Below are 25,997 nucleotides of genomic sequence, written 5' to 3'. Positions count from 1 at the left end.
TGGAGCCTTCACAACCTCTCATCGAGCATACTAGCTCGGCAGGACGGTTCAATGAGGCTGGGCCTGGGCCTGTGCAGCGGAAGTAGCTAAAAATAGCGAGATTGGCGCTTGCGGACTTGCCCTCTATCGGAACAGATCAGCCGCCCAGCAGCGCCGCCATCCGATATCGATCGATGATGTTGGGGTCCGGCGATAATGGATAGCCGTCCAATTCGGCCAGTTTTGCGGCCACGCGCGGCCTGGCGATGACGTCCTGAGGTAGCGCAACGCACATCGCGATTTCGATCATGCCACGGAGCACGTCGGCATCCTGAGAAGAGGCAACGAGAAGCTTGGCCATGACCGGGTTTGGTGCGGGCACCGGCATGCCCTCTTCCAGGGCGTTCATCTCGGCGATCCGCGCGCGGTCCGCTGCGATCTGGTTCCGATAAAACGGACCGACTTGGCTTTCGGTCTCAGCGTCGTATTCCCGGGAGAACGCTTCGGGATCATCGATGTGTCGGCGAGCAACATTGCGGAGCACCTGCGCGTGCAGGAGACCGACGCTCAAGCCTCGTCCCGCGGACGGGTTGGTACACGCCCATGCATCACCTACAGCGGCGAATCCTGTGATGACAGGCTGACCATCGACGACAAACCGGCGGTACCGATCGATAACTCCCGCCATCAGAAGGACGGGCGTGATTGGCTCCCCGTCGAGCCAATGGGCTTGCCGTGGGCATGCTGAGACGACACGATGGAACGTGGCCGTATCACGCAAGGCTCGCATCGCTTTATTCTTGGACGAGGTATAAAGAGTGATCGACCAGGTGTCGTTGTCCCCGTCCAGGGTAAGGATCGAGAACAAGCCCATCGGCGTGAGCGCGCGTCCCATCCTGCGAGGCCGCTGATGCCCCGAGAAATATCGCGTAAAATAGGCAAAGTTGCTATCTTCGGCTTCCTCGATCGGGCTGCGGCTACCCGCACTGATGATCCATTCGCAGGCCGGGCTTCGCCGTCCCATGGCGTCGATTACCAGATCAGCGCGAATCTCTTCGCCCGACGTCGTGCGCACCCCAGTGACGTGCGGCACACCAGGGATCGCCGATGCGCCCGTGATCAATTCGCGAACCCTGATCCCCCGACGGATCGTCACGTTCGGTGCGGCTTGGGCCATTGCAGCTACGGCCCATTCAACGATCGGCCTCCGACCCGTGACGAAACGTAGGGCTTCGTCACCCGGGCGCGGTGCCCTGTCCGTTATAGCTGGGGGAAGAGATCGACTGTCGAGATAGTCGACCCAGACGCAGCCGGTTCGAAGCAGGTCATCCGTCAGCCCTGGCAACTCCTGATCACTAATCATCCGAAAACGCGAACTGAGATTATGGGGTTGCCGGAATTGGGCGACTCCGGGACGTTCCCAAGAGTTCCACCCATCGACGGCAGCCATGGTTTGACCTGCCGGGTCAGCCTCCAGGACCGTGACGCAGTGGCCGTCGCGACCAAGCATGGTCGCTGTGCACAATCCAATCACGCCTCCGCCGCAGATGAGGACTTTGCTCATTCTTCCTCCCCGAGTTGTCCGAGTTGGGCAGACCGCCGAAGCGGCGCGGAATCGTCATCGTCTCCTTTGGCGAAACGACAGCATCGTGCTTCGAAATCTCGGTTCGAGACAACGATGCCCACTCCAGCGGGCACGGGTACTCAAGACATAGGTCGATGTGGCCAACCAGAGGTTCAAAGCTCTCCTTGCGCGATATGTCGGCCTATCCCCCGACAACAGCGTTGGCGGTTTCGAGATTGACGATCAATTCAACGTTCGCAGCTTGCTGCCGTCAAGTGATGGGCCACCCGAGGCTTGCCGTTCCTTCGCTTCGTAGTATTCAGCTGAGAACTTGATTGACCATCGCGCGAAGAACGAGCGCAATTCCTGAGTGGGCTTCTCGACGCCGAGATGTTCGGCGACATGCGCCTCGCGGAGCCACCGCACCGCCGAAGTGAGGCCGGCGGTGCGCTCGATCCTGTCAACCGCCGCGATTCCGACGACCTTTGCCTGCCGATAGCGAAAGCGGACTTTTCTGATCACATACATGCGCCTGATGGTTTCGTAGCCTTTGAATGCGAGCTGAACGAGTGGATGTTTTTTGGCCTGCGGCCAGGCTGCCGGGTAGACCGGCAGCACCAGAAGCTTGCTCTTCGCGATGACGGTTGCGAGGGGATGCAGGAGTTGCATCCAAGCTGGCCAGGACGTGACCTTGGCAAACAATATCGCGTGCATCGCCGTTGCAACCCCGAAAGAGATCGGTAGCCAAAGTACCGCGCACACGATCACGAGCAATGCGGTGTTCGGCGTGAGATGCCGGCATTCTCTGAACACCCAGGCCATGCCGTTTTCAAAGGCATCATGGACAGCTTGCTCGAACGCCCGATAGCCAATCTTCCGCCGGAGCCACAGCCAGTTCCGGCGGATCGATCTACTCCAGTGTCGACGTTTCGCCTCGGATAGGGGAAGGAAGCGCAACGCGCCGTTCATGACGGCAATGATGACATCGCCGAGAACCTTGGCCGCGAAGAGCGGAAGCCAGACAATCTGCATTGCCAAAGGGAAGGCGTAGTCGAGCAACCGCATCAGGAGCAAAAAAACGAAACGCAGGATCTTGTTTGTGGCGAGCGCGACAACGACAAGTGGGATGATGATCACATCGTCGAGGGCGCCGCGGAAACGGCCTTCCTCGGTCCATGCCGGGTGACGACCATCGGTCACAGTGCAACGTCCGGGCTGAAAACGGGGATCGTGCCGGCTCAAATTAGCATATTGCAGGCTCAGGGGGGACCTTAGGTAGCAGTCGTTGAGCGACAGAGAGCAGGTCCGCAAAGGGCCAATCTCGCTATTGCAGTTGGTCGGCTACTTCCGATCTACCCCCAACCCTCGGACATGTCGCTGCACTGCGCCAACTGAAGCGACGGGCCAGGCGCGTCGATTGAGCGTGCTTGCGGCCACGGAGTGAGGGGCGAGGTTCGGCGCCAAGGCTGATGACGGAGATTCCGCTGCGCCGTGGGCAGTGCTATGGTTCAGTGCGGTTCGCTGCGTTGGCGGCTCAATTCCCACGCGGCTGGCTATCGAGCGAATTCGGGGCTGGGATGTCGGAGGTTTCAGATAATCCCTTCGGTGACGTGCTGGATCCGATGGAGCGGATCTCGGAAACCTTGTTCGGCCTGATCATGGCTCTCACCTTCATCTGCTCGCTCGGGGTCGCGACAGGGGCCAGCGTCAATATTCAGACGATGCTGATCGGTGCGCTCGGCTGCAACCTGGCTTGGGGTATTGTTGACGGCGGTCTTTATCTGCTGGCTCGCATCAACGACCGGGGAAACAAGATGCTGACACTCCGCGCGATACGGCAGGCACCGGACTCCGAAACGGCGCGGCGTGTCATCACCGACGCACTGCCGCCGGAATTGGCGGCGTTCTTGCCTGCGGAGCAATTGGAATTGATGCGGCAGACATTGCAGCAGATGCCCGAGCCGTCCCACGGTCCAAGGCTGACGAAGCGCGATTGGACCGGCGCGCTGGGTCTTTGCCTGCTAAGCTTCCTTTCGACCTTCCCGGTGGTTATCCCGTTCCTGCTCCTGAGCGACGCCAGGTTGGCACTGCGCGTCTCCTACGCCGTCGCTATTGTGATGCTGTTCTGCTGTGGTTACGTTTTTGGAATTCAAAGCGGGCTGCGGCCTTGGGCGGCAGGTCTTGTGATGGTAGCTGTTGGTGGTGCGCTGGTGGGGATCGCGGTGGCTCTCGGAGGATAACCGACAGTGCGGCAGCGGGGTGTTGCATCGGTCCGGCGTGTATGCGGCGCCTCGTTCGCTGCGGTGGTTGGGCTGTGGCTTGCACCAATGAACGGCGCTGTGGCGCAGGCCAACCCTCCCAGTCCGGGCGGTGCGATCGGCCTTGGCAATCGCGGATGGTCGGCGGCCGACACTAACCGCGAAGCGTCTGCAAGCGAGCTCGAATTCAGCGCACGCGCGGGGGGCGCATCCGACTACATTTATCGCGGGGTCACGCTATCCGATCATGGGCCCGCGGCCGGCGCCGCCTTCGAAACGAGATTTGGACCGCTATACGCCGGCACCACGGTCGCCACCGTCAAGCTGCCGACCCAGCCGGCCGCCGAGTTCACCTTTGCAGGCGGTATCCGCCCGAAGATCGCAACGATCGATTTTGATGTTGGCGTGACCTATTTCGCTTATCCCGGCGAAAGGCTTCCCGGCGAGACCAACGGCATCAATTATTGGGAGGCGGTTATCCGCGGCGATCGGCACATCGGCGAACAGGTCCGCATCGCTGCCGGCTACGCCTGGTCTCCCAACGTCTCGAACACGGGCGCCTGGAGTCAATATGTTGCGGCCGGGGTTGGCTATGATGTGCCGGGCCGATTGCTGCCGCAGAATCTCGCGGTGTCATTCACGGCTGCTGCGGGCTATTCCTGGTTCGGCAATCAGGCCGCGCAACTTGGCGGCTTCCCGCTACCTGCCTATCTCAACTGGCAGGCGGGTGTGACCTTCACTCACAAGGCCTTCAACCTCGACCTGCGCTACTACGACACCAACCTGTCGAAGGAAAACTGCTTTGTCTTTACGGGCGATCCAAATGCGCGGCCGGGTGGCCGCGTCAATCTCGTCACCAACCCGGATGGCCTGGTCTCGAACTGGTGCGGCGCGGCGTTCGTTGTCAAAGCGTGGTTTGCGTTCAACTAGTTTCCGTAGCAGATGAGCAGTCGTGGCTGCCGCAAGCTCTCCGTCGAACAAACTCATCGCCACCGGTTCGTGACCCATAGAGCGCCCCACGATCCCAGCAGCGTGACGATCATCATGCCGGCGAGCGCGACATGCATCACGGGACCTCCCGCGGCCGCCAGCGATGTCGACCCAGCCATAAACGGGCTGAGTAACAATGCCACGACCATGCCGCCCAGGGGGGCGACCAGAAAAGCGCCGACGAACGAGACAACGATGTTCACGATCCAGCCAAGCACGCCCCGTTTCTTCGTCCATGCCTCGTGGACCCCGACAGCCAGTGCGCCGAGGAAAAAAGCCAGCGCAATCGCCATCGGCCCACCGACGCTGTCCAGCGGAATTGCGCCGCTCGACTGAAGAAGCAGAATGCCGATCACGGCAATGAGTACGATGTATTGCATGAGGTTTGCCCCTTTACCCTCGGAAGCTGATGTTTGTGCAGGCCCTAAAGCGCGATGCGATGGGATGAATCGTCATCGCGCTTTAAGTTGTTGTTTGCTCTACGCGGCGTAAGTCGCCCGCTGCTTCTTCGGGTCGAGCAGGGCCAAAATCTGCTCGGCCGAGGCGGGGCGGCTGATGAGATAGCCCTGGACTTCGTCGCAATTGGTCTGACGCAGATATTCGAGCTGATCGACCGTCTCGACGCCTTCGGCGACGACGCCGATGTTCAAGTCCCGTGCGAGGGCGATCACCGACTTCACGATCGCGGCGCAGTCCGGCTGCGCCAGCATGTCGCTGATGAAGGACTGATCGATCTTGATGCGGCTGAACGGCAGCTTGCGCAAATAGGTCAGCGACGAGAACCCGGTGCCGAAATCGTCGAGTGCCACGGTGATGCCGAGTTGCAGCAGTGCGTTCAGGATCGATGACGCCGAGCCGTATTTCGACAGCAGCATGGATTCGGTGATCTCGATCTCCAGCCGGTGAGGGGCGACGTTGGCCTCAGCCAGGGCCTGCACGATGGCCTGGAGAATGCCCGTGTTGTGGAATTGCGCCGCGGAGAAATTCACCGCGACCCTGATATCGACGGGCCACTCCGCCAGCGTCGCGCAGGCGCGCCTTATGACCCACTCGCCGATCTCGTGAATGAGGCCGGTTTCCTCGGCGATCGGAATGAACTCGCTCGGCGGCACCAAGCCGCGCACCGGATGCATCCAGCGCAGCAGAGCCTCGAAGCCGGTGATCCGGTTCTCCCTGAGATTGAGGAACGGCTGAAAGACCAGGAACAGCTCGTCGCGTGCGACGGCGAGCTCCAGGTCCGCTTGCAGCGCTTTGCGGTCGCGTGCCGACTTGTCGTCGGCGGCCTCGAAGAAGCAGATCGTGCCGGGTTCGGCTTTCTTGGCGCGATAGAGCGCGGCGTCGGCATGCTTGAGCAGGTTGAGCTGCGTGTCGCCGTCCCGCGGCGCCAGCACGATGCCAACGCTGGTGCCGCCGATGATCTCGCGGCCCTCGATCAGGAACGGCTCGGCGAAGGCCGCGACGAATCGCTCCGCGATTTCGAGGGCGTCCTCGGCCCGGGTGAGGTTGGCCATGACCAGCGCGAACTCGTCTCCGCCGATGCGCGCGACGTGCTCGGCCGCCCGCGTGCAGCGTTGCAGGCGGCTGGCGACCTGGACCAGGAACTCGTCGCCGGCCGGATGGCCGAACTTGTCGTTCACCTCCTTGAAGCGATCGAGGTCGAGCAGCAGCACGGCGAACTCCTCGCCGGACAGCGCCAGTCGCTTCAAGGCGGCATCGAGTGTCTCGTTGAACGCGAAACGGTTCGGCAGGTGCGTCAGCGGATCCTGGCGGACCGACCGTTCCGCTTCGAGCTGCTGCATGATGCGTCGTATGAAGGTGAAGGAATTGACGAACACGCCGCGCAGCAGCACGCCTCCGTACACCACGACCAGTACCGCCATCAGCAGATAGGCGGGATCACCGCCGCTGCCGAGACAGATGCCGATGCCGAGGAAGAGCGGAGTCGTGAACGCGATGGCCGCGATCGGGATGGTGGCGAAGGCGAACGCGCCGCCGGCAAGCATTCCGGCGCACAGGCAAGTGATGACCAGCTGGCCGCCGGTGGAGGCGTTGGCGAAGAACGCGACCGGCACGATGCCCCAGGCGGAGCCAAGGATGAAGGCGTTGCGCACCAGGCGGTGCATGGCGCGGCGGGATACGAATTGCGGCTTGGTGATCCGGCGCGCGCTGTGGGATTGCACGCCGAACAGGATCGCAGCGCCCGCGACCGCAATCGCCCAGACCACGGCGAATTTCCAGTCCGGCGAATCCCAGAGCGCGATGGCAAGCACGGCGGCATTGCAGGCATTGGCCAGCATGATGCCGACGGAATAGCCGAGCACGAGAGACATCTGTTCCGCGCGGATGTGGCCGGCGACGGCGTCGTCGGTTGCGGGTCCGCCGAACGCGGCGAGGTCGCCCGCGAACAGCTTTGTCAGATAGGACGTCAGTCGGGACCGCATTCGAGAGCCTGCAACATTGGCCGTTCATGTCGGCTCAACCTGCAGAATTCGCTGCAAACCTTTGACGAACTATGAATTATCGCCCGCGTCGGAATGGCTGCGGCACGATGTGCATATGGAACAGCCGGTATCGATAACAAATCGATACAAATGCCGTCCCCGGTTCCCGCGTTACCGCGCCAATTGCTTCGGATCGTAGAAGAAGCGCTCCTCGATCAGCTCATCGCCGCGCCAGGTCTGCCACGCGATCTCCTCCAGCGTGCGCGTGACGCCTTCGGCATTGGTGAAGGCGAATGTCCAGCGCGTGGCGACGTTGTCTCCGGCGATCAGGCTCGGTCCGATGCGCACGGCCTGGACCTCCTTGAAGGCAGCCAGCACGCCGCGTTCCTTGGCCGCTAGCCTGTCGCGGCCGACCATGGGCTCGGCCTGGTTTTCATAGGTGGCGGCGTCGGCTGCATAAAACCGCTCGATCGCGCCGACGAAGTCGCCGTCCTCCAGGTGTTTGGCAAACGCTTCGACAATCTCACGGCTCGGCATGGCAGCACCTCGCGACTATAAACCGACTTATGGTCGGTAAATACCGACCGTCAGTCGAAAAGTCAACTAGCCCCCTCAGCGAAATTCGACTACAGCAGAATTCATGGCAAAGCAGGCGGAGCGGCGGGCCGCGACCACGGAGGCGATCCTGACGGCGGCGCGCCGTCTGTTCGGAATGCAGGGCTTTGTCGCCACCACCATGGACGACGTCGCCGACGGCGCGAACGTTGCCAAGGGCGCGGTCTATCATCACTTCAAGACCAAGGAAGCGGTATTCGCCGCGGTGTTCGACCAGGTCTCGCGCGACCTCGTTGCCGAGATCGATCGCGCGGCACGCGCGGAGAAGGACGTGCTCGCCGCGATGGTCGCCGGCACACAGCACTATTTCGCCGCGACCGCCAAGGGCCCGACTGGCCAGATCATCCTGCGCGACGGCCCGGCCGTGCTCGGCTGGGAGCGCTGGCGCGAGATCGACGCGCAGCATTTCGGCGGCAAGATGCCGCGCGCGCTTGCGGCCGCGATGGACGCGGGCCTGATCGCGCGGCAGCCGATCGAGCCGCTGGCGCGGCTGTTGCTCGGCGCGGTGACGGAGGCTGCGGTGGCCTGCGCTGGAAGAGCTGACATCGCCAGGGCGGGCGCGGAATATGCCCGTGCGTTCAAGTCGCTGATCGAGGCGCTGCGTCTGCGGCCATGAGTGTGCTATGGACCTTCGATCCGAAACGCCCCAAGCAACAATAAGAACCGAAGCAGCATGACCACCCAACTGCCATCCGCCCGTTCAAGCGATCCCGAATTCGACTACGTCATTGTCGGCGCCGGCTCGGCCGGCTGCGTGCTCGCCAACCGGTTGTCGGCGAACGGCAAGCACTCGGTGCTGCTGCTCGAAGCGGGCCCGAAGGATTCCAACATCTGGATCCACGTGCCGCTCGGCTACGGCCGGCTGTTCAAGGAGAAGAGCGTCAACTGGATGTACCAGACCGAGCCGGAGCCCGAGCTCAACGGCCGGCAGGTGTTCCAGCCGCGCGGCAAGACGCTGGGCGGTTCGAGCTCGATCAACGGCCTGCTCTACATCCGCGGCCAGCACGAGGATTACGACCGCTGGCGCCAGCTCGGCAACGCCGGCTGGGGCTTTGACGACGTGCTGCCCTATTTCAAGAAGGCTGAGAACCAGGCGCGCGGCGCCGACGAGTTTCATGGCACCGGCGGGCCGCTGCCGGTTTCCGATCTGATCCTTTCCGATCCCCTGTCAAAGGCCTTCATCAAGGCGGCGGTCGAGACGGGCCTGCCGTACAATTCCGATTTCAACGGTGTCTCGCAGGAAGGCGTCGGCCTGTTCCAGACCACCACGCGAAAGGGCCGTCGCGCGTCCACGTCCGTCGCCTATCTCGGTCCCGCGAAGAACCGCGGCAATCTGACGGTCGAGACCTCGGCGCTCGGCCAGCGCATCCTGTTCGAGGGCCGCCGCGCCGTCGGCGTCGAATATCGGCAAGGTTCGGTCGTGCGCCGCGCGCGGGCGCGCAAGGAGGTGCTGGTCTCGAGCGGTGCCTACAACTCGCCGCAGCTGTTGCAGCTCTCCGGCGTCGGCCCGGCTGATCTCCTGCGCAAGCACGGCATCGATGTCGTGCTCGATGCGCCGGGCGTCGGCCACGATCTGCAGGATCACATGCAGGTCCGCATCGTGATGCGCTGCTCGCAGCCGATCACGCTCAACGACACCGTCAACCATCCGATCCGCCGCACGCTGGCCGGCGTGCGCTATGCGCTGTTCCGGCAGGGCTGGCTGACGATCGCGGCGGGCACGGCCGGCGTGTTCTTCAAGACCAGTCCGCGGCTTGCCACGCCCGACATCCAGGTTCATTTCCTGCCGTTCTCGACCGACAAGATGGGCGAGAAGCTGCACGATTTTTCCGGCTTCACCGCCTCGGTGTGCCAGCTCCGCCCCGAAAGCCGCGGCAGCTTGCGGATCAAGAGTGCGGACCCGACCGTGCCGCCGGAAATCCGCATCAACTACATGTCGACCGAGACCGACCGTACCACCAACGTCGAGGGCCTGAAGATCCTGCGCAAGATATTGCATGCGCCGGCGCTCAAACCCTTCGTGGTGGAGGAGGTCGATCCCGGCCTGAAGGTCGCAACCGACGCGGAGCTGTTGGAATACTGCCGCCAGCGCGGCAGCACCATCTATCATCCGACTTCGACCTGTCGCATGGGCAACGACGCGCTCGCCGTGGTCGATCAGCGGCTCAAGGTCCGGGGGATCGAGGGCTTGCGCGTGGTCGACGGATCGATCATGCCTGACCTCGTGTCGGGCAATACCAACGCGCCGATCATCATGATCGCCGAAAAGGCCTCCGACATGATATTGGAGGATGCGCGGTAACCCGCGCGGCTAGAGGGAGCATACGGCTTGGCTATTCGATTGCGAATCGGCACGCGCAAGAGTGCGATGGCGCTGGCACAGACGGAAGAGATCGCGCGCCGCCTGACCGCCACCGTGCCCGACATCGACGTCGAGATCGTCAAGTTCGACACCACCGGCGATCTCGACCAGACCAGCAAGCTGTTGCCCCATGGCGGCAAGGGCGGCGCCTTCGTCGCACAGATCCGTGCCGCCGTGCTGTCAGGCGAATTGCAGGCGGCGATGCATTCGCTCAAGGACATGCCGGGCAACGAGGACACGCCTGGCCTCGTGATCGGCGCCACGCTGTCGCGCGATCCGCCCGGCGATGCCCTGGTGCTGCGCGACGGTGTTTCGCTCGATGCGTTCAAGCAGTCGCGCGGCAAGGGTTTCAAGATCGGCACCAATGCGGTGCGGCGCGCGGCCTATGCGCGGCGGTTGTTTCCCGACGCCGAGGTGATCCACTTCCGCGGCGCCGCCGATACGCGCGTGCGCAAGCTCGACAACCGCGAGATGCAGCGGCTGCCGGATGGCGGCGCGGTCGGTCCCGCCGATGCGCTGATCATGGCGCGCTCGGGTCTCGATCGCGTCGGGCTGGCGCATCGCATTGCCTACGAATTCTCAGTGGCGGAGATGTTGCCCGCGGCGGGGCAGGGGATCGTCGCCGTCGAATGCGCCGCGCAGGACTGGCAGACCAGGCAGATTCTTTCGGCGATCGACGACCCATCGGCGCACGCCTGCGCCGATGCGGAGCGCGAGGTGCTCTGGGTACTCAATGGTCACTGCAATTCGCCGATCGCGGGCTTCTCGACGATCACAGGCGATCAGATGTCGCTCGCGGCCTCAGTGCTCGATCTCTCCGGAAATACGATCATCGAAGCTTCGCGTTCGGGCCCGGCGAACCGCCCGCGAGAACTGGGCCGAGCGGTCGGGCTCGATCTGCTCGCGAAGGGCGCCGCCGAGATCATCGAGCGCAGCAGGCCGCGCTAGCCGCGCACGCGTTTCAGCATCTGCTCGACATGGGCGATCGGCGTCTCCGGCTGGATGCCGTGGCCGAGATTGAAGATCAGCCGTCCCATCGCGAAATTCGCCAGCACCTCGTCGACGGCGCGATTGAGCGCATCGCCACCGGTGATCAGCACCAGCGGATCGAGATTGCCCTGCACGGCGACGCGTGACTGCACGCGCTCGCGGATGAAGGCCGGCTCCGCCGTCCAGTCGATGCTGACCGCGTTGACGCCTGTTGCCTCCACATAGCCCGGCAGCAGTGCGCCGGCACCGCGGGGAAATCCGATGATCCTCGCGTTGGGCGCCTTGGCGCGCACGCCCTCGACGATGCGCCGGGTCGGCTCGACCGACCAGCGCGCGAATTCGGCCGGCGGCAGTACGCCCGCCCAGGTGTCGAAGATCTGGAGTGCGTCGGCGCCCGCGGCGAGTTGCCCGAGCAGATAGTCGATGGAGTTTTCGACCAGCGTATCGATGATCTTCGCGAATGCCTCGGGATGTCGATAGGCCATCATCCGCGCCGGCGCCTGGTCCGGCGTGCCGTGCCCTGCAACCATGTAGGTTGCGACCGTCCACGGCGCGCCGCAGAAGCCGATCAGCGCTGTCTTCGGATCGAGCGCGCGGCGCACGATGCGCAAGGCCTCGAACACCGGCTCGAGCTTGCCGAAATCGGCGCGCGGCGACAGCGTGCGGACCTTGTCGGGATCATCGAGCGGCTCGAGCCGCGGACCCTCGCCGACCTCGAAGCGCACCGAACGGCCGAGCGCGTAGGGGATCACCAGGATGTCCGAGAAGATGATGGCCGCATCGAAGCCGAAGCGGCGGATCGGTTGCAGCGTCACCTCGGCCGCGAGCTCCGGCGTGAAGCAGAGATCGAGGAAGCCGCCGGCGTTGGCGCGGACCTCGCGATATTCGGGCAGATAGCGGCCGGCCTGCCGCATCATCCAGACCGGCGGAACGGTCTGCCGCTGGCCGGAGAGCACATCGACGAAAGGCTTTGCGGAGGAGGGCGGCACGAACGATCCCTGGGACATGTTGCGGTTCCTGATACACCGCCGCTCCGGCCGGGCCAAGCGGAACAGAGGAACCCCGCGGCGGCGGCGACGTTGACCGGCCAATGGAGGAGCTCATGGCTGAGAAATTCAACCCCGCGCCGCACGACAAGCACGCCGACGATCCACGCGAGGCGCTCGCCGCCGATCGCGAGACCCACGCCAGGCTCGATGCCGGGCTGGTCGATACCTTCCCGGCATCCGATCCCGTCAGCGCTGCCCAGCCGACGCCATCGAAGGCGGATGCGGAGGCGGACAGCCCTTCGCTATGGGACAAGGTTAAGGCGATCTTCGGCTAAGGCCCCGCGCGGGCCGATTCCCCCTCGATGCGCTAACCTGCCGTTAGCGATCAGATGATCGCGATCACCATAGGACTACGTAAAACGGCGCATTTTGAGGCGAATTGCGCTGCGCTTTTCAGGTTTCGATAACAGAAGCAGCGGATTTTCCGGCATCGGAGAATCCTGTTCGCATGAACGTCATGAGCCATAGAGCCGGCTTGAGCCGCCTGCCATTGCGGGCGGCGGCGTTCGTCGTGCTCACCTGCACGGCCATCCTCGGCATCAGCGGCTGGGGTGAATGGGGTTCGCGCGACGCGTTGCTGCGCGGCACCGAGACGGAAATGGCGAACCTCGCGCGATCGCTGACCCAGCATGCGGAGGACAGCTTCGATCTTCTCGATTCCGGTGTCGTCGGCGTCGTCAGTCGTCTGGAGATGGACGGCACGGACCCCTCCACCATCGCCAAGCTCCGCAACCTCCTCGAGCTCCGCAAGAAGGCGATCGAGCGCATTCACAGTCTCGCCATCATCGACGACAGGGGGAACTGGCTGACATCCGCCGGCACCGTCAGCTCCACGTTCAGCGACGACGAGTTCTTCAGACATCACCAGATTTCGCCGAAGCGGGAGGCCTATGTCGGCCGCCCGATCAAGAGCCTGGTCGACGGTGAATGGGTGGTCACGCTGTCGCGCCGGTTCAACAAGCCCGACGGCAGCTTTGGCGGCGTCGTGCTCGCAACCATCGGTGCGAACTATCTGTCGCATTTCTATCAGCAGTACCTGATCGGTCGGAACAGCTCGATCACGCTGGTGCATGGCGACGGCATCATCATCGCGCGCGACCCCAGCAATGACAAATTCGTCGGTCGCAGCGTGGCCGACGGGCCGCTGTTTCGAGAATCGAAGCTGCAGCCGAGCGGCGCCTACCAGTTCAAGTCGATGCTGGATGGTGTCGAGCGCGTCAGCTTCTACAAGCGCAGCGGCCGTTTCCCGCTTCTCCTGATCGCGACCGTTGATCGCCAGGAATTGCTGGCGCCCTGGCGCGCGGCGGCCCTCTCGCGCATGCTGTTCGTGCTCGCGCTGGCGATGCTCATCGCGATCATCGGCGCGGTGCTGGTCCGGCAGTTGCAGCGCGGTCAGCGCATGGCGGCGGCGCTTGCGGCCAGTGAATCCAATTTCCGCCTGATCGCAGAGGGTTCCGGCGACATGGTGACCCGTATCGGGATCGACCATGTCGTCAGATATGCCTCCCCCTCATCCAAGCGCGTTCTCGGATGGCGCCCCAACGAGCTTGTCGGTCATTCCGCACTTGCTGGAATTCATCCAGCCGACCTGCCGGTCGTGGAAGAGACGATCAACAGGCTCAAGCGCGGTGAAGTTGACGAGGTGCGTACGGTCCAGCGACAAAGGCACCGCGAGAAGGGCGAAATCTGGGTCGAATCAACCATGCGTGCAACGCGCAGGAGCGACGGCAGCATCGACGGTGCCATTACAGTCTCGCGCGACGTCACGGAGCAGAAGGAGCTGGAGGAGCGCCTAGAGGCACTCGCGATCGAGGACAGCCTCACCGGGCTCGCCAACCGCCGCCGCTTCGACGAGCGGCTGGACGAGGAATGGGCGAGGGCCTATCGCGACCGCTCGAGCCTTGGTCTGTTGATGATCGATGTCGATCACTTCAAGGCCTACAACGACGAATATGGCCATCCTGCGGGCGATGCGTGCCTACGTACCGTGGCGAAGATCATCGCGGCAGAGGCCCAGCGCGTCAGCGACCTCGCCGCGCGCTATGGCGGCGAAGAGTTCGCCGTGCTGCTGCCGAACATCGATGCGGCCGGCTGTGCCCGGATCGGCGAGCGGATCCGCAAGGCGATCCGCACCGCGGGCCTCGTACATGCCTCCAATGAAACCGCCGGCTGCGTCACCGCCTCGGTCGGTGGTGCGACCTGCCGGCCGTGGCTGGAGCGAACTGGTGGTCCGGGAACGCTCGTCGAGGCCGCCGATCGCGCGCTCTATGGCGCCAAGGAGGACGGACGCGACCGGCTGGTGATGTCGGTCGAGGTCTTCAATCTGCTGCCGATGGCTTCAGGGCAGTAAGAGGCGCGCGCCTTAAAGTGCGATGAGATTGGGCTGAATCATCATCGCGCTTTAGGTTGTTCTTTGAGCATGATCTTTTCGGAAAACCGCTTCACACTTTTCCGGATCATGCTCTAGTAATGCGGCGGACGCTCGCTGGCGGGGCCGGGCGCGTTGGCTTCGGCTTCCTGGAGACGCTCGCTCAGCGCTGCGATCTGCCGCGTCAGCGCATCGATCTGCTTCCACTGCGCGGTGATGGTCTGGTTCAGCTGCTCGATGGTGTCGTCCTGATAGGCGAGCCGTGCTTCGAGCGTGTCGATGCGTTCGCTGAGCGTCGTGATCTCATTCATCGGCGGAGGCGTCCTTCTGCCGCTCGCGCACGCCATGCTCTCGCAAGCCATGTTCTCGCAAGCCATGGCCGAGCGCCACGCGCTCGTCGAACACGAAGCATTCGCCGCGCCACCGGCTTTGCTGTTCCGGCACATCCTCGAGATATCTGAGGATACCGCCCTTGAGGTGATAGACCTCGGCGAAGCCGCGCGCGAGCAGATGCGCGCTCGCCTTCTCGCAGCGGATGCCGCCGGTGCAGAACATCGCGATCCTGCGATGCTTTGCGGGATCGAGCTGCTGCGCGGCAAACTCCTTGAACTCGCCAAAGCTCCTGATGCCGGGATCGACGGCGCCTTCGAACGTGCCCATCGCGACCTCGAAGGCGTTGCGGGTGTCGAGCACCAGCGTATCGGGCTCGGCGATCAGCGCATTCCACTGTGCGGCATCGACGTAGGTGCCGACCTGACGCGTCGGGTCCGCGGCGGCGTCGCCCAGCGTGACGATCTCCTTCTTCAGCCGCACCTTGAGCCGGCCGAACGGCATCGCCTCGCTGGTCGAGAATTTCAGTTCGAGATTGTCGAGCCGGCCGCCGAACATCTCGCCATGCGCGAGCTCGTGGGCAAAGGCATCGATCGCCTCCGCGGTGCCTGCGACCGTGCCGTTGATGCCTTCCTGCGCCAGCAGCACGCTGCCCTTGATGCCGAGGCTGGCGCACAACGCGCGCAGGGGCTCGCGCAGCTCGCGGTAATCCGCGAGCGGTGCGAACTGATAGAAGGCAGCGACTCTGTAGATCATGGCGGCTCGTTTAGCAGGCGGCAGCCGCCCAGAAAACCCGCAACCCGCGAGTCCATTCGTGCAGCGGATGGCAGCCATTTCCGTGGTATGCCAGCATTGCCCCGCGGGGTCCGAATGTGTCATGTAGACCCGGATTTTTTGGAGGGCGCGGCGTACGCGCGCCCGCGGCAAGAGAGCAGAACAGGCCAAGAGAGCGGCCAGGAGAGCAGAACAGGCAATGAGAAGCTTCCATTTCCCCGGCAGGTCCACGGTCCACGCCCAGAACGCGATGGTGGCGACCTCGCACCCGCTGGCCGCGCTTGCCGCGGTCGAGGTGCTGCGCGAGGGCGGCACGGCGGCGGACGCGGCGGTCGCGGGCAGCCTGCTGCTCGGGGTGATCGAGCCGCAATCGACCGGCATCGGCGGCGACTGCTTTGCGCTGATCCAGCCGCGCGGCGAGGGCAAGATCACCGCCTATAACGGCTCGGGCCGCGCACCGAAGGCCGCCAATGTCGAGTGGTATCTCGAGCGCAAGATCAATTCGGTGCCGCTGACCTCGGCGCACGCGGTCTCGATCCCCGGCGCGATCGACGCCTTTGCGACCGTGCTGCGTGACCACGGCAAGTTCGGCTTCGACCGCCTGGCGCAGCCCGCGATCAAGGCGGCGGAAGAGGGCTATGTCGTCGCCCCCCGCATCGCCTTCGACTGGAAGAACCAGTTCGAGAAGCTGAAGAACGGCACTAATACCGAGCGCTATCTTCTGCCGCACGGCAAGCCGGCCGTGGCCGGCGACGTCATCCGCCAGCCCGAGCTCGGCAAGACGCTGCGCGCGATCGCCAAGGACGGCCGCGATGCCTTCTACAAGGGCCCGATCGCCGAGGACATGGTCGAGACGCTGCGCGGAATCGGCGGCCTGCACACGCTCGACGATTTCGCTGATCATACCACCGAGGTGACCACGCCGATCGGCACGACCTACAAGGGTTACGACGTCTGGCAGTGCCCGCCCAACGGGCCCGGCATCACCATGCTGGTGATGCTGAACATCCTGTCCCGGTTCGACCTCAAGAAGTTCGCGCCGCTCAGCGTCGAGCGTTTCCATCTGGAGGCGGAGGCTGCGCGCATCGCCTACATGATCCGCGAGATGCATGTCGCCGATCCCGCGCACATGAAGATCGACGTCGCAAAAATCCTCGCGACGGAATTCGCCGACGAGTACATCGCAAAGATCCGCATGGACGGGCTGCTCGATCTGCCGAACGTCGCGCCGCCGATGAACCCCTCGACCATCTACATCACCGTGGTCGACAAGGATCGCAACGTCTGCTCCTTCATCAACTCGATCGCGCATTCCTTCGGCTCGGCGATCGTGTCGAACAAGACCGGCGTGCTGCTGCAAAACCGTGCCGGCGGCTTCCGTATCCAGCCGGATCATCCCAATTGCATCGCCGGCGGCAAGCGCCCGCTGCACACGATCATTCCGGCGCTGCTCACCAAGGCGGGCCGCGGGATCATGCCGTTCGGCGTGATGGGCGGGCAGTATCAGCCGGTTGGCCAGACGCATGTGCTGACCAACATCCTCGACTATGGCTGCGACGTGCAGGAGGCGATCGATATGCCGCGCGGCCTGCATTACGAGGGCGTCTATCAGCTCGAGGACAGCGTGCCGGCCGCGGTCGTCGATGGCCTCAAGAAGCTCGGCCACAAGACCACGAGCGTGGTCGGCCCGCTCGGCGGCGGCCAGGCGATCTGGATCGACTGGGACAAGGGCACGCTCACCGGTGGTTCCGATCCGCGCAAGGACGGCTGCGCGCTCGGCTACTGAGATTGCCGCGCGCGAGGCTGGTCATGCCTGTCGCGTTGCGCTAGACACCTCCCGCTTCAAACGGAAGGTGTCTTATGCAGCGTGTCCAGCGTGCACTCCTCACCCTCATGTCGGCGCTCGCGATCACGGTGATCGGCGCAGTGTCGGCGTTCGTCTCCACCCCGGCATCGGCCCAGACCGCAGGAAAAACCATGACCACAGCTTCAGGCCTCGAGATCATCGACAGCGTCGCCGGCACCGGCGCCTCGCCAAAGCCCGGCCAGATCTGCGTGATGCACTACACCGGCTGGCTCTATGAGAACGGCAAGAAGGGCAAGAAATTCGACTCGTCCGTCGACCGCAACGAGCCGTTCGAGTTTCCGATCGGCAAGGGCCGCGTCATCGCCGGCTGGGACGAGGGCGTTGCCACCATGAAGGTCGGCGGCAAGCGCACGCTGATCATCCCGCCGCAACTCGGCTACGGCGCACGCGGCGCCGGCGGCGTGATCCCGCCGAATGCGACGCTGATGTTCGACGTGGAATTGCTCGGGGTGAAGTAACCGCAGGTACCAGCGCAAACAAGAAGACCGGCCTTGCGGCCGGTCTTCTCGTCTTTAGTCTCGTGCGTCACTCTGCCGTACGCTTGGCGTTTGCCGCGGCGCGATCGATCGCTTCCTTCGCGGCGTCCTTGGCATCGCCCATGGCCTGCTGGCCCTTGCCCTTGATCTCCTGCACGACGCCTTCGCCCTTCATGCGGTCGGAACCTGTGGCCTCGCCAATGCCCTGCTTGGCCTTGCCGATCGCCTCGTTGGTGGCGCCCTTGATCTTGTCGGTCGTGCTACCCATGAAAAAACTCCTTCCATCTTGATCGCCAGGACAACGCCACGCGCCTAAGAGCGTTCCGATTTTGGTATGGCTTGATGCCGCAGCTTTGGTTAGCTTGCCGCGTAGGGAACCAACGGAAAGCAGTCACATGAGCGGCCATGACCACACGCATTCCCATCATCACGATCATGACGATCGCTGGAAACATGACGGCGTGCGGGTGATCCCCGGCAACCAGCTCGATCCCAATGTTCCCTCGACGCCGGGCATGGACCGCAAGGCCGCGATCAATTTCGCGCGCGTCGGCGCACAGAAATTGTGGGCGGGCACGGTCAGCATCAAGCCCGACGCCAAGACCGGCGCGCATCATCATGGCCATCTCGAGAGCATCATCTATGTGGTGAAGGGCAAGGCCCGCATGCGCTGGGGCGATCACCTCCAGTTCACGGCAGAGGCCGGCCCCGGCGACTTCATCTACGTGCCGCCTTACGTGCCGCACCAGGAGATCAACGCCAGCCCCGACGAAGTCCTGGAATGCGTGCTGGTGCGCAGCGACGGCGAGGCGGTCGCGATCAATCTGGACATCGAACCGGTCGAGAAGCCGGAGTCGGTGCTCTGGATCGACCCGGTGCATCGGGATCCGAACGAGACGAAGTAAGGCTGCTTAGGACGGGCGGGGCTCGGTGCGACAGACCCCCGCAGGTGAGTGTCTTAAAATATTCGGAAGCCGTGTCGGATGGCCGTCCGCCCATCCGTCCTTGGGCAGAACCCCGCCCAAGGAGCTTCCGATGCCCAAGATGATTTTCGTCAGTCTGCCCGTGACCGACCTCAAGCGCGCCACGGCCTTTTACGAAGCGGTCGGCGCGGTCAAGAACCCGCAATTCTGCGACGATACGACGAGCTGCATGGTCTTCTCCGAGACCATTTTCGCCATGCTGGTGACCCACGACAAATTCCGCCAGTTCACGCCGAAGCCGATCGCGGATGCCAGGACCTCGAACCAGGTGCTGCTCTGCCTTTCCGCCGACAGCCGCGACGAAGTCGACGACATCGTCGGCAAAGCCGAGGTCGCGGGCGGCACGGCCGATCCCAGCCCGAAGGATGAGTTCAGCTTCATGTACGGCCGCAGTTTCGAGGATCCGGATGGCCATATGTGGGGTGTGACGTGGATGGATGTTGCGGCTGCCACCAGCCAGCCCGACATGGCGAATGCTTGATTCGATCCGGTGCACCGCGATCCCAACGAGACGAAGTGATCTGATCTCGAGCCACACCGTCATTGCGAGGAGCCAACGGGTCCGGCCTTTGGCCGGCCCGATCACAGGCTCCGCGACGAAGCAATCCAGACTCCAGCGGCGGATGCATTTCTGGATTGCTTCGCGGAGCCTGTCATCGGGCCGCGCTTCGCGCGGCCCCGGCGGCTCGCAATGACGGAGGATGCGGCTGGCGTCGTTCAGCACGTCTGGTAAGCTCGCCTGGAGCCTGCACTCAAAAAGCAAGGCCAGGGAGATGACTATGGCGAAGCCCGATCATTCACTGCCGCGGCGGACTCTGATCAAGGGAGCCGGTGTGCTCGGGGCTACGCTGGCCGGTGCCTTGCCGCAGGCCCGCGCCGCCGATCAACCCGCCGACATCTGGTCCAGCGAATACCGGGCGAAAAAGGGCGACGTGCCCTTGTGGATGTACCGCAAGCGGTTGGGGGCGCCGAAGGCGGGCGAGGCGGCGCGGCCGGTCGTTGTGTTCGTGCACGGCTCTTCCGTCACCTCGCGGGTGTTCGATCTCAGCGTGCCCGGCAAGGGCGAATACTCCACCATGAATGAGTTCGCCCGCTACGGCTTCGACTGCTGGACGCTGGATCACGAGAACTACGGCAAGTCGGGGCGCACCTCAGGCAATTCCGACATCGCAAGCGGCGTCGAAGATCTGAAAGCCGCGGTGGAGGTGATCACGCGCGAGACCGGGCAGAGGAAATTCCATTTCGTCGGGGAGTCCTCGGGTGCGTTGCGTGCCGGCGCTTACGCCATGGTCGCGCCGGAACGCATCGATCGGCTTGTGTTCGCGGCCTTCACCTACAAGGGCGAGGGCTCGCCGACGCTGACGAAGCGCGCCGAGCAGGTCGACTATTACCGCACCCACAACATGCGCAAGCGCGACCGCGAGATGATCCGCTCGATCGCGACCCGGGACAAACCGGGCACCAGCGATCCCGCCGTCATGGACGTGCTCGCCGAGGTCGAGCTTCAGTTCGGCGACCAGATCCCGACTGGCACCTATCTCGACATGACGGCCAACCTGCCGGTGGTGGACCCGGAGAAGGTGCTCGCGCCGGTGCTCCTGGTGCGCGGCGAGTTCGACGGCATCGCGACCGTCGCCGACCTCGAGGCGTTCTACAACAAGCTGCCGAACGGCGACCGTCAGTTCGTCATCCTGCCGGGAACCGCGCATTCCGTCGTGCTGGCAATCAATCGGGCGCTGTTCTGGCACGCCACAAGGGCATTTTTGACGATGCCGACGCCGATCGCGACCTGACGCAAAAAAATGCGCGCGGCCTGTCGGATCGCCGGCGGCTGCGTCGTCGTCGGATCGGGACCTGCCCGAAAGAGGAGTTTTGCCCATGTCCAAGGTTACCCCCTGCCTGTGGTTCAACGGCGATGCCGAGGAAGCTGCAAATTTCTACGTATCCCTGATGCCGGATTCGAAGATCCTGAAGGTCCAGCGCAACGTCGCCGATAATCCGTCCGGCAAGGAAGGCTCCGTGCTCGTCGCCGAGTTCACATTGGGCGGACAGCGGCTCGTGGCGCTGAATGGCGGGATGAAGATGGAGTACACCCACGCCCTTTCGCTTCAGATCGATTGTGAGGATCAGGCGCAGGTCGACAGTATCTGGGAGGCCTTCCTCGCCCATGGTGGCAGAGAGGAGCAGTGCGGCTGGATCAGGGACCGCTGGGGCGTGGCCTGGCAGGTGGTGCCGAGGGCGATGTTCCAGTTTCTCGGGAGCTCCGACAGGGCCGCCGCCAAGCGCGCCATGCAGGCCATGATGAAAATGGTCAAGCTCGATGTCGAAGCGCTGCGCCAGGCCTATGAGGGCAAGTCGGCGGCCTGATGTGCGCGCTCACTCCACATTCTTCGTGTCATCGCCCGACTTGATCGGGCGATCCAGTACGCCGCGGCGGTTGTGATGAATCTCGCTGTCTCTGGAATACTGGATGCCCCGGTCAAGCGGGGCATGACAGCAGAGATGTTGGCGCGAGTAAGCCAACTCTCAGTAATTGATCCGCAAGCCCACGCCGCCGTGGATGGTGTTGCCGACCGGCTGCGGGCCGAGCGTGCCGTTGGCGAAGAGGTCGACGATCCACCCTTGCGCGAAGCGGAAGCCGAGGCGGCCGCCATATTCGAACCAGCCTTGATTGCCGATGGTCGGCACCACCGTGCCGTTGCCGGTGACGGTGGCGACGATGCCGGAATGCGTGCCGAACGATTGCACCCAGCCGCCGTTGACGTTGGCCTCCACCGTGCTGCCGAACAGGTGCGTCCACTGCCCGCCAAGCTTGACGAGGCTGGTGCGGTCGGTACCATCAGCGATCGTCGCATCGGACGGGTTGAAAGCGACGGTCGGGTCGCTATAGCCGGACACCCGCTGCCAGAGCTGCCAGAACTCGACGGAGGCCGCGACCTCGTCGCGCGGCGACACCCGGCTGATCCAGCCGGCCCGGCCGTAGACGGCGTAATTCGAGCTGTCGGTCGAACCGGTGACCGTGAGTGCGCCGAGGCTCGTCTGATAGCTGCGGGTGTAGCGCACTTTCTCCCAGGGCGTGAGCACCGTGCCGATGTCGAAGAACGGGCGTGACGAACCCCAGTCGGTGAAATCGTAGCGCAGCGCGAAGGCGCCGATCGGCGCGCTGGTGACGTGATAGCCGCCCTCATTGTATTGCGTGTAGGCGAGGCCCGCGAGCAGGGACAGATTGCTGGTGAGCTCCTTGCGGCCATGGACACCGGCGGAGAACGAGCCGGCCGAGCCGAACGCGCTGATGCAGTCGCTGCAATTGACCTGCTCGTTGACGCCGAGCAGCACCGTGCCGAGCACCCGGTTGGTGATCATCTGGTTGAAGCGCTGGTTGGCGAGGTCGCCGATCGAGCCGGCGCTGGAGTCGGCTCCCGACGTGGTCGGGTTCGCCCCGGGCGTCGGCGAGGGAACGGGCGACGGCGAAGGACTGGGTGAGGGCGTGGGCGTAGGAGTCGGTGAGGGACTGGAGGTCGGAGTGGGCGTCGGCGTCGGTGAGCATTCGGTGCAGCTCTGGGCGGAGGCCGGCTGCAACTGTGCCGCGAGCAGCACGAGCGACGTCACCGCGAGCAACACGGCCGAGAGAACGACGTTGCGAGTCCCCAGCTTCGCCACGGTCACCGTCCGCACAGCATGCCGTCATCATGGACGGCGGGCGTGATGGTCGGGGAGGCGTCGGCGTACTGGTTGACCGAGCACAGCCCGGCCGCCGCCGTACAGGTCGCGGCAAAGGTCCAGGGCGGCGTGCCGGTCTTGGTGATCGTGGTCCGGCCGCCGGTCGAGGTGATGATCGCGGTGTCGCCCGGTTGCGTGAGCTGCACGCACTGGAAGCTCAGCGTGCAGACATTGGCCGCGCCGTCCTGCAAGACGACCACGGAGCGGCCGCGTTGGGAGAGGATGTCGAGCGTGGTGCCGCGCACGCCGATGGTCGCGAGCGGCGTCGTGATCTTGTAGGCGGCCTTCTCCGAATGTCCGGTGACGAAACGGAAGGCGCCGGTGGTCATGCTGATTGCGACGTCGCGATAGCTGTGCTCGTCGTTGAAGACGGTGCGGTCGAGCTTGAGCGTGGCGCTCGGCCCGAGCGACAGGTTGGTGCTGTCGGCCATGACGAAACGCGCCGCGCCGGCTGCGCCGGTGCGCACGGTCTCGTCGCGCAGCATGCCGTCGCCGACGTTGATCTGCGTCGTCGTCGCGGCGACGCGAACCACCTCGTTCTGGATCACCACGGCTTCGCCGACGCGCGTCTGCGCTTGTGCGGCGGAAGCCGTACAAGCGAGAACTGTAAGCAATGCAGGAAAGAAAACGCGAAGACCAAAATTCATTTCGTAGCCGATCGATGTGTCCCGTATCGTACCGGATCGCGCCTGCTTATGATGTGCCATAATTATCACAAGCGACGCAGGACGAGCGTCATGGTTAGTGACAGTTGCGGCAAAATGCGTTCAATGCGCTGAGCAAAGATATTTTTCTTCGCGGTGAGCCAAATTTGCCACGCAAAACATCCCCACAGCGACAGCGCGAAGTGACTCCTGTGCCGCATATGTCGCGGAGCGCAGTGATCGCTGTCGTGATTTTCCTGGTCGCGCATCTCGCGCTTCTGATCGGCGTCTCGACGCCGGACAAGTTCGTGTTCGACGAGGTGCATTACGTGCCGGCCGCGCGGCAGATGCTCGAGCCGGTCATGCCCAGGCCCGTGCTCAATCCGATGCATCCGCCGTTGGCAAAGGAGCTGATCGCGCTGTCGATCGCGGCCTTCGGCGACAATTCGCTGGGCTGGCGCTATCCTGCAACGCTGTTCGGCGCGCTCGCGGTCGTCGCGGTCTATCTTTGCGGCCTCGCGCTGTTTTCGGCGGAGGGCCCTGCGATCGCGGCGGCGCTGATCGCCTTCTTCAACCAGATGCTGTTCGTGCAGTCGCGCATCGCGATGCTCGACGTCTTTGCGCTGGCCTTGGGCCTAGTGGCGTCGGCGGCCTTCATGCATGGCTTTCGGAGAGAGCGGCCGCACCGGTTGTTTGCCCTGGCCGGCGGATTGTTCGGTCTTGCCGCCGCCTGCAAATGGAGCGGCCTGTTTCCGCTCGCCGCCTGCATCGTCATCGTCGCGGCGATTCGCTTGATGCAGAGCTGGCACACGCTGTTTGCCGACGCGAATCCGACCGACTGGTATCGCCCCGATCTCTGGCCGGATTTCAGGGCGCAGCATTTTGCGCTCTGCTTCGTCCTGTTGCCGGTGGTGTTCTATCTCGTCGCGTTCGTCCCGCTCTATGGGCTATCGCCGTCGGAACTGATCGAGGCCCAGCGGCGCATCTTCGCCGATAACACCACGACGGCGATCGCCGGCCACACCTATATGAGCTCATGGCCGTCCTGGCCGTTTCTCGTGCGCCCGGTCTGGTTCCTGTTCGACAAGATTGGCGATGATCGGATCTCCGCGATCGTCTTCCTCGGCAATCCCCTGGTGCTGTGGCCGGCGCTGCTCGCGCTGGCAGTCGTGTTGCGCGACTTCATCGTCACGCGGCGCTGGGATGCGTTCCTCATCTCGGCGTTTTATTTCGGACCGTATCTCGCCTGGGCGCTGCTGCCGCGCACGCTCGGCTTCATCTACTACTATCTGCCGGCCGCAACTGCGTCCTCGCTCGCACTGGTCTATGTGCTGCGACGTGGGAAGCTTCCGTCCTGGGTGCTGTGGGCCTATGTTGCGATCGCAGCCATCGGCTTCGCCGTCATGCTGCCGATCTCCGCCGCCTTCGTCGGCACCTCGATGCAGACCTTCAACCGGCTGATGCTCTTCCAGAACTGGATATGAAAATCGCCCGCCGCGGGCGCGGCGGGCGATTTGTCGAAATGGACGCCGCGACTACTTCGAGGCGGTCGTCTTGGTTTCCATGTTCACGACCTGGACGCGACGGTTGATCGGGTCGGCGCCGTTTGCGGTGTCCTTCAGCTTGGTCTTGCCATAGCCGACGGTGACGAGATCGCTGCCGGTGAGGCCGTAGTTCTGGATAAGATACTTCTTGATGGTGTCGGCACGCCGCTCGGAGAGATCCTGGTTGAAGGGATCGCTGCCGATCGCGTCGGTATGGCCGGCGACGACGAAGGTCGAGCCCTTCAGCGCCGGATCGGAGAGCGCCTTGCCGAGCGCCTGCACCGAGGCCTCCGAGGTCTTGGCGATGTTGGCCGAGTTGTAGTCGAACTGGATCTCCAGATCGATCTTCGGCTTGCTCGCCGCAAGCTCGGCGATCTGCTCACGCTCGCCCATCGAGAGCGAACGGGTCTGCCGGTTGCGCACGGTATTCAGGAAGCTCGCCTCCTTGGCCTGATCCGCGGTCTCAGTCTGCGGACCGGCGGACAGGCCGCGGGTCAGCGGCTTCGACTTCAGCGCATTCAGGATCTCGTTGGCGGTGATGTTGTTGTCGCCGGCGAGTGCCAGGCCCGCCGTCAGCGACAGCGCGGCCGAGATGGTAATCGCCTTCAATCCGAAAAACTTATCAAAACGGGTCATTGTCTTAAGTCCTCGCGGTTAGCCTGATGGCGATTTGATGCTGCGAGCCTAGGCCAGGTTCAAACACCCAGGTGTGATCCGTATCACATTTCGAAATGGACTCGTGTCTGTGCCCATTTTAGCGCCGGAGGCGGTCGGCATCCAATTGCTTGTTCGATTGCTGGCAGCGGCAAGAACGGTTCGCATCCGTTGATCGGGAAGCACGACTGTCTCTTTCAGCTTTGAGCCGTTGATCGATTGCCGATTTTTCGGATCGCATTTTACGAGCGCGCATCGCGCTCGCTGGACTCCGCGCGCGAGCGGGTACATTCTCCCTGCATTGCTCGTCACCAGGCCTTATTGCCGCTGCGTCAGCAGCCCGAAAGATAGCCGTCGCACCGTCTCCCAACTTGGTTCGAGCAGCGGAA

26 protein-coding genes are annotated in these 25,997 nt (G+C 63.8%); 14 read left to right on the top strand and 12 right to left on the bottom strand.

Going from position 1 to position 25,997, the window contains the following annotated elements; genetic code table 11:
• Positions 1 to 136: 136 nt before the first annotated feature.
• Together QQL28_RS27935 and QQL28_RS27930 are read right to left on the bottom strand one after the other, a co-directional pair.
• A complete protein-coding gene (locus tag QQL28_RS27935) occupies positions 137 to 1,543 on the bottom strand; it encodes an FAD-dependent oxidoreductase (protein WP_284270657.1) in 1,407 nt (468 codons plus the stop codon).
• A gap of 243 nt (positions 1,544 to 1,786) precedes the next feature.
• Positions 1,787 to 2,743, bottom strand: coding sequence for a hypothetical protein (locus QQL28_RS27930; protein WP_284270655.1), 957 nt, complete (start codon positions 2,741 to 2,743; stop codon positions 1,787 to 1,789).
• A gap of 269 nt (positions 2,744 to 3,012) precedes the next feature.
• On the opposite strand from QQL28_RS27930, the gene QQL28_RS27925 reads away from it, so the two are divergent.
• Complete coding sequence (locus QQL28_RS27925; RefSeq protein WP_284270652.1) at positions 3,013 to 3,783, top strand: VIT1/CCC1 transporter family protein; 771 nt, start codon at positions 3,013 to 3,015, stop codon at positions 3,781 to 3,783.
• An 87-nt stretch (positions 3,784 to 3,870) separates the two neighbouring features.
• The gene (locus QQL28_RS27920; RefSeq protein WP_284270650.1) at positions 3,871 to 4,731 is read left to right on the top strand and encodes a TorF family putative porin; all 861 of its coding nucleotides are present in this window, start codon (positions 3,871 to 3,873) and stop codon (positions 4,729 to 4,731) included.
• 53 nt (positions 4,732 to 4,784) lie between these two features.
• On the opposite strand, the gene QQL28_RS27915 is transcribed toward QQL28_RS27920, so the two are convergent.
• The 3 genes from QQL28_RS27915 to QQL28_RS27905 form a co-directional block, all read right to left on the bottom strand.
• Positions 4,785 to 5,171 (bottom strand): hypothetical protein, encoded by a 387-nt coding sequence (locus QQL28_RS27915; protein ID WP_284270648.1) that lies wholly within the window; start codon positions 5,169 to 5,171, stop codon positions 4,785 to 4,787.
• Positions 5,172 to 5,270: 99 nt separating this feature from the next.
• On the bottom strand, positions 5,271 to 7,232 hold the full coding sequence (locus tag QQL28_RS27910; RefSeq protein WP_284270646.1) for a putative bifunctional diguanylate cyclase/phosphodiesterase: 1,962 nt from the start codon (positions 7,230 to 7,232) through the stop codon (positions 5,271 to 5,273).
• Between the two features lie 171 nt (positions 7,233 to 7,403).
• Positions 7,404 to 7,769, bottom strand: a complete 366-nt coding sequence (locus QQL28_RS27905; protein ID WP_284270644.1) for a nuclear transport factor 2 family protein — start codon at positions 7,767 to 7,769, stop codon at positions 7,404 to 7,406.
• A gap of 103 nt (positions 7,770 to 7,872) precedes the next feature.
• Here QQL28_RS27905 and QQL28_RS27900 point away from each other — a divergent pair, with 103 nt between their 5' ends.
• From QQL28_RS27900 to hemC, 3 genes are read left to right on the top strand one after another with little or no spacing between them, the layout of a single operon-like run.
• Positions 7,873 to 8,463, top strand: a complete 591-nt coding sequence (locus QQL28_RS27900) for a TetR/AcrR family transcriptional regulator (protein WP_284270643.1) — start codon at positions 7,873 to 7,875, stop codon at positions 8,461 to 8,463.
• A gap of 57 nt (positions 8,464 to 8,520) precedes the next feature.
• On the top strand, positions 8,521 to 10,149 hold the full coding sequence (locus QQL28_RS27895; RefSeq protein WP_284270642.1) for a GMC family oxidoreductase: 1,629 nt from the start codon (positions 8,521 to 8,523) through the stop codon (positions 10,147 to 10,149).
• Positions 10,150 to 10,176: 27 nt separating this feature from the next.
• Positions 10,177 to 11,157 (top strand): hydroxymethylbilane synthase, encoded by a 981-nt coding sequence (gene hemC, locus QQL28_RS27890; RefSeq protein WP_284270640.1) that lies wholly within the window; start codon positions 10,177 to 10,179, stop codon positions 11,155 to 11,157.
• Here hemC and hemE read toward each other — a convergent pair.
• Positions 11,154 to 12,188 carry a uroporphyrinogen decarboxylase gene (gene hemE / locus QQL28_RS27885; RefSeq protein ID WP_284270705.1) on the bottom strand — a complete coding sequence of 345 codons (1,035 nt, stop codon included), beginning with the start codon at positions 12,186 to 12,188 and terminating at the stop codon, positions 11,154 to 11,156. The genes hemC and hemE overlap by 4 nt on opposite strands.
• Before the next feature lie 113 nt (positions 12,189 to 12,301).
• On the opposite strand from hemE, the gene QQL28_RS27880 reads away from it, so the two are divergent.
• Positions 12,302 to 12,523, top strand: a complete 222-nt coding sequence (locus tag QQL28_RS27880) for a hypothetical protein (protein ID WP_284270638.1) — start codon at positions 12,302 to 12,304, stop codon at positions 12,521 to 12,523.
• A 173-nt stretch (positions 12,524 to 12,696) separates the two neighbouring features.
• The gene (locus QQL28_RS27875; RefSeq protein ID WP_284270637.1) at positions 12,697 to 14,598 is read left to right on the top strand and encodes a sensor domain-containing diguanylate cyclase; all 1,902 of its coding nucleotides are present in this window, start codon (positions 12,697 to 12,699) and stop codon (positions 14,596 to 14,598) included.
• A 113-nt stretch (positions 14,599 to 14,711) separates the two neighbouring features.
• Here the strand turns inward: QQL28_RS27875 and QQL28_RS27870 are convergent, their stop codons facing one another.
• Positions 14,712 to 14,927 carry a SlyX family protein gene (locus tag QQL28_RS27870; protein WP_284270635.1) on the bottom strand — a complete coding sequence of 72 codons (216 nt, stop codon included), beginning with the start codon at positions 14,925 to 14,927 and terminating at the stop codon, positions 14,712 to 14,714.
• Positions 14,920 to 15,702 carry an oxygen-dependent tRNA uridine(34) hydroxylase TrhO gene (gene trhO / locus QQL28_RS27865; RefSeq protein WP_284270632.1) on the bottom strand — a complete coding sequence of 261 codons (783 nt, stop codon included), beginning with the start codon at positions 15,700 to 15,702 and terminating at the stop codon, positions 14,920 to 14,922. The genes QQL28_RS27870 and trhO overlap by 8 nt, the downstream gene beginning before the upstream one ends.
• Before the next feature lie 217 nt (positions 15,703 to 15,919).
• On the opposite strand from trhO, the gene ggt reads away from it, so the two are divergent.
• Both ggt and QQL28_RS27855 read left to right on the top strand, forming a co-directional pair.
• Positions 15,920 to 17,506: a gamma-glutamyltransferase gene (gene ggt / locus QQL28_RS27860; RefSeq protein WP_284270630.1), complete on the top strand. Its 1,587-nt coding sequence runs from the start codon at positions 15,920 to 15,922 to the stop codon at positions 17,504 to 17,506.
• A 74-nt stretch (positions 17,507 to 17,580) separates the two neighbouring features.
• A complete protein-coding gene (locus tag QQL28_RS27855; protein ID WP_284270629.1) occupies positions 17,581 to 18,045 on the top strand; it encodes an FKBP-type peptidyl-prolyl cis-trans isomerase in 465 nt (154 codons plus the stop codon).
• 67 nt (positions 18,046 to 18,112) lie between these two features.
• Here QQL28_RS27855 and QQL28_RS27850 read toward each other — a convergent pair whose 3' ends face one another.
• The gene (locus QQL28_RS27850; RefSeq protein WP_284270628.1) at positions 18,113 to 18,331 is read right to left on the bottom strand and encodes a CsbD family protein; all 219 of its coding nucleotides are present in this window, start codon (positions 18,329 to 18,331) and stop codon (positions 18,113 to 18,115) included.
• Between the two features lie 127 nt (positions 18,332 to 18,458).
• Here QQL28_RS27850 and QQL28_RS27845 point away from each other — a divergent pair, with 127 nt between their 5' ends.
• From QQL28_RS27845 to QQL28_RS27830, 4 genes are all read left to right on the top strand, one after another.
• On the top strand, positions 18,459 to 18,968 hold the full coding sequence (locus QQL28_RS27845) for a cupin domain-containing protein (protein ID WP_284270627.1): 510 nt from the start codon (positions 18,459 to 18,461) through the stop codon (positions 18,966 to 18,968).
• Between the two features lie 130 nt (positions 18,969 to 19,098).
• Positions 19,099 to 19,527, top strand: a complete 429-nt coding sequence (locus QQL28_RS27840; RefSeq protein ID WP_284270626.1) for a VOC family protein — start codon at positions 19,099 to 19,101, stop codon at positions 19,525 to 19,527.
• Positions 19,528 to 19,825: 298 nt separating this feature from the next.
• On the top strand, positions 19,826 to 20,839 hold the full coding sequence (locus QQL28_RS27835; RefSeq protein ID WP_284270625.1) for an alpha/beta hydrolase: 1,014 nt from the start codon (positions 19,826 to 19,828) through the stop codon (positions 20,837 to 20,839).
• Positions 20,840 to 20,924: 85 nt separating this feature from the next.
• Positions 20,925 to 21,413: a VOC family protein gene (locus tag QQL28_RS27830; RefSeq protein WP_284270624.1), complete on the top strand. Its 489-nt coding sequence runs from the start codon at positions 20,925 to 20,927 to the stop codon at positions 21,411 to 21,413.
• 159 nt (positions 21,414 to 21,572) lie between these two features.
• Here the strand turns inward: QQL28_RS27830 and QQL28_RS27825 are convergent, their stop codons facing one another.
• Both QQL28_RS27825 and QQL28_RS27820 read right to left on the bottom strand, forming a co-directional pair.
• On the bottom strand, positions 21,573 to 22,706 hold the full coding sequence (locus QQL28_RS27825; protein ID WP_284270622.1) for a hypothetical protein: 1,134 nt from the start codon (positions 22,704 to 22,706) through the stop codon (positions 21,573 to 21,575).
• A 2-nt stretch (positions 22,707 to 22,708) separates the two neighbouring features.
• Positions 22,709 to 23,482 (bottom strand): FecR family protein, encoded by a 774-nt coding sequence (locus QQL28_RS27820; protein WP_284270620.1) that lies wholly within the window; start codon positions 23,480 to 23,482, stop codon positions 22,709 to 22,711.
• Between the two features lie 149 nt (positions 23,483 to 23,631).
• On the opposite strand from QQL28_RS27820, the gene QQL28_RS27815 reads away from it, so the two are divergent.
• On the top strand, positions 23,632 to 24,894 hold the full coding sequence (locus QQL28_RS27815) for a phospholipid carrier-dependent glycosyltransferase (RefSeq protein ID WP_284270618.1): 1,263 nt from the start codon (positions 23,632 to 23,634) through the stop codon (positions 24,892 to 24,894).
• A 51-nt stretch (positions 24,895 to 24,945) separates the two neighbouring features.
• Here the strand turns inward: QQL28_RS27815 and QQL28_RS27810 are convergent, their stop codons facing one another.
• On the bottom strand, positions 24,946 to 25,590 hold the full coding sequence (locus tag QQL28_RS27810; protein WP_284270617.1) for an OmpA family protein: 645 nt from the start codon (positions 25,588 to 25,590) through the stop codon (positions 24,946 to 24,948).
• Positions 25,591 to 25,997 lie beyond the last annotated feature (407 nt).

Source organism: Bradyrhizobium iriomotense, assembly GCF_030160715.1.
GTDB lineage: Bacteria > Pseudomonadota > Alphaproteobacteria > Rhizobiales > Xanthobacteraceae > Bradyrhizobium > Bradyrhizobium iriomotense.
Note: the sequence above shows the minus strand (reverse complement) of the source record. Positions and strands in the feature narration are given on the sequence as shown.